The sequence below is a fragment of the Aeromonas media genome (assembly GCF_000819985.1).
In the GTDB taxonomy this organism is placed as follows: domain Bacteria; phylum Pseudomonadota; class Gammaproteobacteria; order Enterobacterales; family Aeromonadaceae; genus Aeromonas; species Aeromonas media.
In genome coordinates this window covers 1-8765 of the sequence record NZ_CDBZ01000096.1, presented here as the reverse complement: position 1 = coordinate 8765, position 8765 = coordinate 1, and the positions used below count along the sequence as shown (strand labels likewise).

The window sequence follows — 8765 nt, the reverse complement described above, 5'->3', positions numbered from 1 at the left end:
GCCCTCGAAGGTTTCGCGCGCCGGGCCGCCCGCCTGCTCGGTCGCCAGCGCCTCGAACAGGGCCACGCTTCTGGCCTGCTGCTCCCGGGACTCCGCATGCTCCAGCGGCAGGTAGAAGAAGACCCGTGCCAGTGGGGAGAGGGCCTTGTCAGCGCCAAGGGACAACCCCTTGAGGCAGAGATCCCGGGCCTTGGCATCCTGGGCAAAGGCCGCGGGCGTGCCACGATGAATGTTGCGCGGTAACTGGTCCAGCAGCAGGATCAGCGCCAGCCTGCCCACCGGGACCTCGGCCCAGTGGGCGAGTTCGCCCTCTGCGGCGCCCTGTGCCAGCTCGCCGAAGCGGTGTGCCAGCAGCGCGTCCGTCTCGCTGCTCTTGCCCCACCAGAGGGGGGCTTGCCGGGCGGCGCGGGGAGCGTCACCTGAGTCATCGCCAAACCAGAAATCGAGCAGGGGTTGCCAGGGTTGCATGGGTACTCCTTGGGCCTGGGGCCTTCAGGTGAAACAAGGCCGGTTGACCCTGTCATGGGGGCTGCCGAAAGGGCGGCTTCTCGTTACACTGTGCCATCTTTTGCCCGAAATGCGGAACCCCAGATGAGCAAGGTCGTCGCCAGGCCAGCCGCCCCAGGGGCTCTCACCACTGATATAAGGAATGAATGATATGGCTGGAGCCAGTTTATTGACCCTGCTCGACGATATTGCCAGCGTGCTCGATGACGTGGCCCTGATGACCAAGGTGGCGGCCAAGAAGACCGCCGGGGTGCTGGGGGACGATCTCGCCCTCAATGCGGAGCAGGTCTCCGGGGTGCGGGCCGAGCGGGAGCTGCCCGTGGTGTGGAAGGTGGCCAAGGGCTCGTTTCGCAACAAGCTGATCCTGGTACCTGCCGCCATCGCCATCAGCGCCCTGATCCCCTGGCTCATCACCCCCTTGCTGATGTTGGGGGGCGCCTACCTCTGCTTCGAGGGGGCCGAGAAGCTGGCCCACAAGTTCCTGCCCCACGACAGCGGCGAGACGGCCTCGTCAGTAGAGGCGCTTCCGGACGATCTGGAGGCCTTCGAGCAGCAGAAGGTAAAGGGGGCGATTCGTACCGACTTCATCCTCTCCGCCGAGATCATCGTCATCGCCCTCGGCACGGTGCAGGGATCCAGCCTGGGCCTGCAGATTGCCGTGGTGGCGGGCATCGCCCTGCTGATGACGGTGGGGGTCTACGGCCTGGTGGGGCTCATCGTCAAGCTCGACGACATCGGTCTGCACTTGCTGCAAAAACCGGATGCCGGCGCCTTGCGCCGGGCGGTGGGGCGGGGGCTGCTGGTAACGGCGCCCCGGCTGATGCACCTGCTGGCTCTGGTCGGCACCATCGCCATGTTCATGGTCGGTGGCGGCATCCTGGTCCACGGCTGGCCCTTTGCCCATCACCTCATCGAGGGGGTGGCCGCCAGCCTGGCACCCCTGACCGGGGGCGCCGTGCTGGCCGCGGTGACGCCGACCCTGCTGAGCGCCCTGGTGGGGGTGGTGGCCGGTCTGCTGCTGGTGCTGGCCATGACCCTGGTGGGCAAGCTGACGCCCGCGAAATAACAGCGGCGGTCGCTCAGGAATCGTCCCCTGCCGACAGGGGGCGTCGCAGGTCGGATCTGCTGTTTGCTGACCAGAATGGGGGCTAGGCAAGGGCCAGCCCCCTTCGTACTATTTGGCGACCACTGCCCGCAGAGGCAGGGCCCCCACATGGACGCAAACAGACAAGGACAGTTATGACCAACACCCTTTGGCAGGATGATCACATCTATGCCGCCCCCGATTGCCCGGCCATCGACGCCGACTTCCAACGCGCCGCCGAGGCCCTGACCGAGATCACTACCCTGCTGGCCGCCTTGCCAGAGACCCGGGACATCAATCCCTTGCGCCACCTGCTTCGGGCCATTCGCCGCCAGGCCAATGCCGTGAGGAGACAAGCCTGGAACAGCCAGACCTTCGCCTACAACCGACTCAGCCGCAACGGCCGCGACGAGGCCGCCCGGGTACTGCTCTCCCGTGGTCAGCAGTTGCAGGCGAGGCTCGCCCAGCTCGTCAAGCCGGTGGCCCTGTTCTGGCTGAATGCCCCCGAGGATCAGGTGCGGGCCCTGCTGCAGGATCCCGAGCTGTTCGAGCTGGCATACCTCATTCACCACGATCGCCGATTGCAGGATCAGGTCCTCTCCCTCGAGAGTGAGCAATTGATCGAGGGGCTGGCGGTGGATGGCCTGCAAGCCTGGGGGGATCTCTACAACAGCCTGGTGGCCAGACTCAGGCCAGAGGTGGCGGGGGAGCCCATGGGGCTGGCCCAGGCGGACAACCTGCTCTCCCATCCGGACAGGGCGCGGCGCGCCAGTGCCTGGCACGGCATTCAGGCCGCCTGGCAGGCGGAGCAGGAGACGGTGGCCGCCATCCTCAACGCCATCAACGGCTGGCGCAACGAGCTCGCCACCCAGCGCGGCAAGGGGCGGCTGCTCGATGCGCTGGATCTCTCCTGCCACCAGGGGCACCTGGATCGCGCCACCCTGGAGACCCTGATGGCGCAGGCCGAAGCCCACAAGGAGCTGGGCAGACGGGCCCTGCGGGCCATGGCTGGCGCCCAGGGGATAACGGACTTCGCCCCCTGGGATCTCTATGCCCCGCCGCCCGCCGCGGCGCAGATAAGGCTTGGCTTCGGACAGGCACTGACCCTGGTGGCCGAGGCCTTCGCCGCCTTTGATCCCGAGATGGGGGCCTTCGCCCGCATGATGGCGGATCGGGGCTGGATCGATGCCGCACCGAGCGACAACAGGCGCAGCGGCGCCTATTGCACCGAGTATGCCGATCCCGCCGAACCCCGGGTGTTCCTCACCTTCGAGGGCACCATGGACAACGTCATCACGCTCGCCCACGAGCTCGGGCACGCCTGGCACAGCTGGCTGCTGCGAGACCTCCCGCTGGAGCAGCGGGACTACCCCATGACGCTGGCCGAGACCGCCTCCCTGTTTGCCGAAACCCTGGTACGCGACGCGCTGCTCGCGCGCTCGCAAACCCGCGAGCAGCGTCTGGACATCGCCTGGATGGACGGGGAGCGGGTCGCGAGCCTGCTGCTCGACATCCCCTCCCGCTTCCACTTCGAACGGGCGCTGGTGGCAGGTCGGACCGAGGGGTATCTGGGGGCGGGCCAGCTGAGGGCCATGATGAAATCCGCAAAGCAGCAGTGGTATGGTGACACCCTCAGCCAATATGACGAGCTGTTCTGGGCCAGCAAGAGCCACTTCTCCATTGCCGAGTTCGGGTTCTACAACTACCCCTATCTGTTTGGCTACCTGTTCAGCCTGGGGCTCTATGCCCAGAAGGCGCGGGTTGGCGCCGACTTCGTGCCAGCCTATCGGGCGCTGCTCGCCGACACCGGCCGCATGAGCGCCGAGAGCCTGGTGGAGAAGCACCTGGGGGTCGACATTCGGGAACCCGCGTTCTGGGAGGAGAGTCTGCGCTATGTCGAGGAGGCGGTGGAGCGTCTCGAGCGACTGGTGTAGTCGCGAACCTTCCTGGGTTCCGGGAGGAGAGTCTGCGTTGTCGAGGAGGCGGTCAGCCGCCTCGAATGGCTGGTGTAGCCGCCCGCATTTGATCCGGCTGGTGTCGCAGCCAGCCTTGATATTTCTGTTCGTGGCCCTGGGGCCACCCCTGTTTCACGACGGGCCGGACCCGTCTCTGACAATGAGCGTTCGATGCAACAACGAGTCTACCCACAGCAGTGGCAAAATCAGCACATCTACCCCTCCCTCGACAGCTGCGTGCTGGAGGCGGACATGAGCCTGGCTCGCGCCAGCCTGGCGGAATTGAGCGGTTTTATCGAGGGATTGGCCGGGGTGCAGGGTAACCAGCCGGCCCGGCAGGACTTCCTGCGGGAGGTACGCCTGCGGGCCCGGCGCATCCGCGAAATAGGCTGGAACATCGCCGTGCTGGCCGCCTGCACGGGGAGCCAGGACGCCCGGGATCCCCTGGCCAAGCAGTTGGCCTCCCGCGCCCGGGCCCTCAATGCGGACTTGTTCAAGACGCTGGCTCCCATCGAAGATCTGATGCTGGGGCTGCCCGAGGCCGAGTTCGAGCAGCTGATGCAGGACCCCCTGCTCGGGGAGGAGGAGTACCGGCTGCGCCACGAGCGCCGCCTGCAGGATCAGCGGTTGCCGGTGGAGGCGGAGCAGCTGGTCATCGGCCTTGGCACCGACGGGCTGCACGCCTGGGGCAACCTCTACAACGATCTGGTGGGCAAGATCCGCCTCGTTATCGACGGCCGTGAGATGGGGCTGGCCGAGGCGAGCAACCTGCTCTCCAGCCCGGATGGGGCACTGCGCAAAGAGGCCTTCGACGCCATCAGCGCCGGCTGGGAAGGGGAGCAGGAGACGGTCGCCGCCATCCTCAATGCCCTCAACGGCTGGCGCCTGGAGCTCTCGCGCCAGCGTGGCAAGGTGCGGACCCTGGATGCGCTGGATCTCTCCTGCCATCAGAGCCACATCGAGCGGGCGACCCTGGATACCCTGATGCAGGAGACCTGGCAGGCGCGCCATCTGGGTCAGCGGGCCTTGGGGCTGATGGCCCGGCGGCTCGGCATCGAGGAGCTGGGGCCTGAGGATCTGTTCGCGCCGCCCCCGGCGAGCAGCCACCGCAGCATCCCGTTCGAGGAGGCGATCGAGATCATCGCCCTGGCCTTCACCGGTTTCGATCCCGAGATGGGGGAATTTGCCCGCATGATGGCCGAGCGCGGCTGGATCGATGCGGCTCCCACCCCGAACCGGCGCACCGGGGCCTACTGCACCAAGTTTGCCGATCCGGTGGAGCCGCGGGTCTTCATCACCTATGCGGGCACCATGGACAACGTCATCACCCTGGCCCACGAGTTGGGGCACGCCTGGCACAACTGGCTCATCCGGGACTTGCCCATGAGCCAGCGCAGCTACCCCATGACGCTGGCCGAGACCGCCTCCATCTTCGCCGAGACGCTAGTGCGCAGCGCCCTGTTCGAGCAGGCCCAAAGTGCCGAGGAGCGCCAGGCCATCGCCTGGGCGGAAGCCGACGGCGCCGCCACCTTCCTGGTCAACATTCCGGCCCGTTTTGACTTCGAGCAGGCCCTGGTGGCCGAGCGCGAGCAGGGCTATGTCTCCTCGGCGCGGCTCAAGGCGCTCACCGACGAGGCGTGGGGGCGCTGGTATGAAGAGAGCCTTGGCCGCTATCACCCCATGTTCTGGGCCGCCAAGGCGCACTTCTCCATCGCGGGCTTCGGTTTTTACAACTACCCCTATCTGTTTGGTTACCTGTTCAGCCTCGGCGTCTATCAGCAACTGATAAGCCGTCAGGCCGCGGGTGAGCAGGATGTGGCACAGGCCTATCGCGCCCTGTTGCGGGACACCGGCCGCATGAGCGCCGAGGAGCTGGTGGTGAAACACCTGGGGCAGGATATTCGCGAGGCGGCTTTCTGGCAGGGCAGCCTGGCCCTGGTGGCGGCGGCGGTGGATCGCTTCGAGCAGACCCTGAGCTGAGGCCGGGCGCAGGCAGGGGCAGCGCGCCTGCCCTCGTCAGGGGCCTGGCGCCCCTTTTCCCCTGCCTGGCGCGCCCAAACGGGGTGGGGAAACGATTTTCCGGCGGCAGGGGGCGTGATCCAAAGCAAGAAAGTGCGATGTTTTGGTGGCGCCTCGGCGGTTCGCTGGGGTAGTTTCGATAGAACCGACACAGTTTTTGAGGTCTTATCCATGATCATCTATCTGCATGGCTTCGATGCCACCAGCCCCGGCAATCATGAGAAAGTGCTGCAGTTGCAGTTTATCGATGATGATGTGCGCTTCGTTCACTACAGCACGGTTCACCCGCGCCACGACATGAGTCACCTGCTCAAGGAGGTGAAGAAGCAGCTCGACATGAGCACCGACCCCAAGCCGCTCATCTGCGGGGTAGGGCTCGGCGGCTACTGGAGCGAGCGGATCGGTTTTCTGTGCGGTATCAAACAGGTGGTCTTCAACCCCAACCTGCACCCGGAAGAGAACATGCAGGGCAAGATCGACAGGCCGGAAGAGTACGAGGACATAGGCACCAAGTGTGTAACCGAATTTCGTAATAAAAATTCAGGAAACTGCCTGTGCATCCTTTCCGTTCAGGATGAAATCCGCGATAATCGGGACACTGAACGTGAATTGAAGAACTATTACGACATCGTATGGGATGAGCGCGAGACCCATAAGTTCAAGAACATCTCGCACCATCTGCAACGGATGAAGGCCTTCAAAGAAGCCTGAGCCATCACGTCAACCGATTTCGTTTTAGGGAGCCAATGGCTCCCTTTCGTTTTGAGGAACCAAGGAAAATCATCATGATGAATATTGTCGTTGTAGGCGGTGGCGCCGGCGGTCTCGAGCTCGCGACCAGCCTGGGCCGCAAGCTGGGCAAGAAGAACAAGGCCAGGATCACCCTGGTGGATCGCAACCGCACCCACCTGTGGAAGCCCCTGCTGCACGAAGTGGCCACCGGCTCCATGGATGCGGGCATCGACGCCCTGAGCTACCAGTCCCACGCCAAGAACCACGGCTTCGAATTCCAGCTCGGCAGCCTGACCGACATCAAGCGCGACGAGAAACGCATCGTGCTGGCGCCGATCCACGACGACAGCGGCGCCCTGGTGGTCAACGAGCGGGAACTGGCTTACGACGTGCTGGTGATGGCCATCGGCTCGGTCTCCAACGACTTCAACACCAAGGGCATCAAGGATCACTGCATCTTCCTGGACAGCCCCTCCCAGGCGCACCGCTTCTACAACAGCATGATGAACCGCTTCCTGCAGTTCGCCACCGAATACCAGCCCGGTGACAAGGTGAAGATCGCCATCGTTGGTGGCGGCGCCACCGGCGTCGAACTCTCCGCCGAGCTCTACAACGCGGTGGAGCAGCTCTACGCCTACGGCTTCAAGAACCTCACCACCGACAGCCTCAAGGTGACACTGGTGGAAGCGGGTCCCCGCATCCTGCCGGCCCTGCCGGAGCGCATCAGCGGCTCCGCCCACCAGGAGCTGGTCAAGCTGGGTGTGGACGTGCGCACCGCCACCATGATCACCGAAGCCACTGCCGAGGGTCTGCACACCAAGGATGGGGAGCTGATTGAAGCAGACCTCATGGTGTGGGCCGCGGGCATCAAGGCACCGGACTTCATGAAGGAGATAGCGGGTCTCGAGACCAACCGCATCAACCAGCTGGTGGTGAAAGAGACCCTGCAGACCACCCGTGACGAGAACATCTTCGTCATCGGCGACTGCGCCGCCTGCCCGCAGCCGGATGGCAAGTTTGTGCCGCCCCGCGCCCAGTCCGCCCACCAGATGGCGACCCAGGCATTCAAGAACATCCTGGCCAAGATGAACGGCGGCGAGATGAAGCCCTACCTCTACCATGACCACGGCTCGCTCGTTTCCTTGAGTCGCTTCTCCACCGTGGGCAGCCTGATGGGCAACCTGATGCGCGGCTCCATGATGGTGGAAGGCTACATCGCCCGCATCGTCTACATCTCCCTCTACCGGATGCACCAGGTGGCCCTGCACGGCTACATCAAGACCGGCCTCATCATGCTGGTGGGCCGCATCAACCGGGTGCTGCGCCCGAGCATGAAGCTGCACTGAGCCCTGAGTGGCAAGGTGCGATGGCAAACAAAAGGAGAGGCTCGCCTCTCCTTTTTGATGACCGTCTTTGAGGGCTGCGATCCGGCAGGTGTCGCCGGGTCGCAGCCAGCGCCTGTCCGCCCATCCCCTGTGGCCGGTTATTCGCGGTAGGGGGATGTTGCCTGCCGCAGGTTTGGGGTAGTCTGGAGCCCATTTTCACCTCAAGGAGCGCAAGATGATCCTCTCAACCACCCCCACCCTGGAAGGCAAGACCATTCGTGAATACCGCGGCATCGTCGTGGGGGAAGCCATCCTCGGCGCCAACATCTTCAAAGACCTGTTCGCCGGCATTCGCGATATCATCGGCGGCCGCTCCGGCGCCTATGAAAAAGAGCTGGCCCGGGCCCGGGAGATCGCCTTCGAGGAGCTCAGGGAGCGTGCCGCCGCCCAGGGTGCCAACGCCGTGGTCGGCATCGACATCGACTACGAGGTGGTGGGGCAGAACGGCAGCATGCTGATGGTCAGCATCAGCGGCACCGCCGTGGTGGTGTGAGGCCGCTTTCATCCCCTTGCAAGCCAGCACCCCGAGCCGATCGCGAGATCGGCTTTTTTGTGGGCGTGTTCCACTGGTCTGGCGAGCGAGAAATGGATTAGGATGAGACCTCTTCTCCGGGTTATCCCGGCAAACCATCCTTGGCAACAGAGATTTGTCCATGACTTTACTCAAACCGCCGGGGCTCAGACCCGGCGACACCATCGGCTTTTTCTCCCCCTCCAGCGCGGCCACCGCCTGGGCACCAAACCGCTTCGCTCGCGCCAAGGCTTATCTGGCGGCGCAGAGCTTCGAACTCAAGGCGGGCAGCCTGACCGGGGAGCGGGATCACTGGCGCTCCGGCTCCATCGCGGCGCGGGCCGAAGAGCTCAATGCCCTCATCCGGGATCCAGAGGTGCGCGCAATCATGTCGGTGATTGGCGGCAGCAACTCCAACGCCCTGCTGCCCTATCTCGATTATGAGGCGCTGAAGCGGGATCCCAAGATCATCATCGGCTACTCCGACGTGACGGCCCTGCTGCTCGGCATTCATGCCCGTACCGGCCTGGTCACCTTTTACGGGCCGGCGCTGGTGCAATGCTGTTCACTTA

8 protein-coding genes are annotated in these 8765 nt (G+C 64.5%); 7 read left to right on the top strand and 1 reads right to left on the bottom strand.

Annotated features, from left to right (window positions below; translation table 11 throughout):
* The coding region (locus tag BN1127_RS08575) for a DUF924 family protein (protein WP_042649153.1) at positions 1-468 on the bottom strand (468 nt) is incomplete at its 3' end.
* Positions 469-658: 190 nt separating this feature from the next.
* On the opposite strand from BN1127_RS08575, the gene BN1127_RS08570 reads away from it, so the two are divergent.
* The 7 genes from BN1127_RS08570 to BN1127_RS08540 all read left to right on the top strand — a co-directional run.
* Positions 659-1573, top strand: coding sequence for a DUF808 domain-containing protein (locus BN1127_RS08570; RefSeq protein WP_042649152.1), 915 nt, complete (start codon positions 659-661; stop codon positions 1571-1573).
* A gap of 173 nt (positions 1574-1746) precedes the next feature.
* Positions 1747-3525: a M3 family oligoendopeptidase gene (locus tag BN1127_RS08565; RefSeq protein ID WP_042649151.1), complete on the top strand. Its 1779-nt coding sequence runs from the start codon at positions 1747-1749 to the stop codon at positions 3523-3525.
* A 192-nt stretch (positions 3526-3717) separates the two neighbouring features.
* Positions 3718-5526 carry a M3 family oligoendopeptidase gene (locus BN1127_RS08560; RefSeq protein ID WP_042649150.1) on the top strand — a complete coding sequence of 603 codons (1809 nt, stop codon included), beginning with the start codon at positions 3718-3720 and terminating at the stop codon, positions 5524-5526.
* Between the two features lie 210 nt (positions 5527-5736).
* Positions 5737-6276, top strand: a complete 540-nt coding sequence (gene ycfP / locus BN1127_RS08555) for an alpha/beta hydrolase YcfP (protein ID WP_005331594.1) — start codon at positions 5737-5739, stop codon at positions 6274-6276.
* A gap of 74 nt (positions 6277-6350) precedes the next feature.
* On the top strand, positions 6351-7643 hold the full coding sequence (locus BN1127_RS08550; RefSeq protein WP_042649149.1) for an NAD(P)/FAD-dependent oxidoreductase: 1293 nt from the start codon (positions 6351-6353) through the stop codon (positions 7641-7643).
* Positions 7644-7857: 214 nt separating this feature from the next.
* Complete coding sequence (locus BN1127_RS08545; protein ID WP_042649148.1) at positions 7858-8175, top strand: heavy metal-binding domain-containing protein; 318 nt, start codon at positions 7858-7860, stop codon at positions 8173-8175.
* Positions 8176-8335: 160 nt separating this feature from the next.
* On the top strand, positions 8336-8765 hold a 430-nt coding region (locus BN1127_RS08540), incomplete at its 3' end, for an LD-carboxypeptidase (protein WP_042649147.1).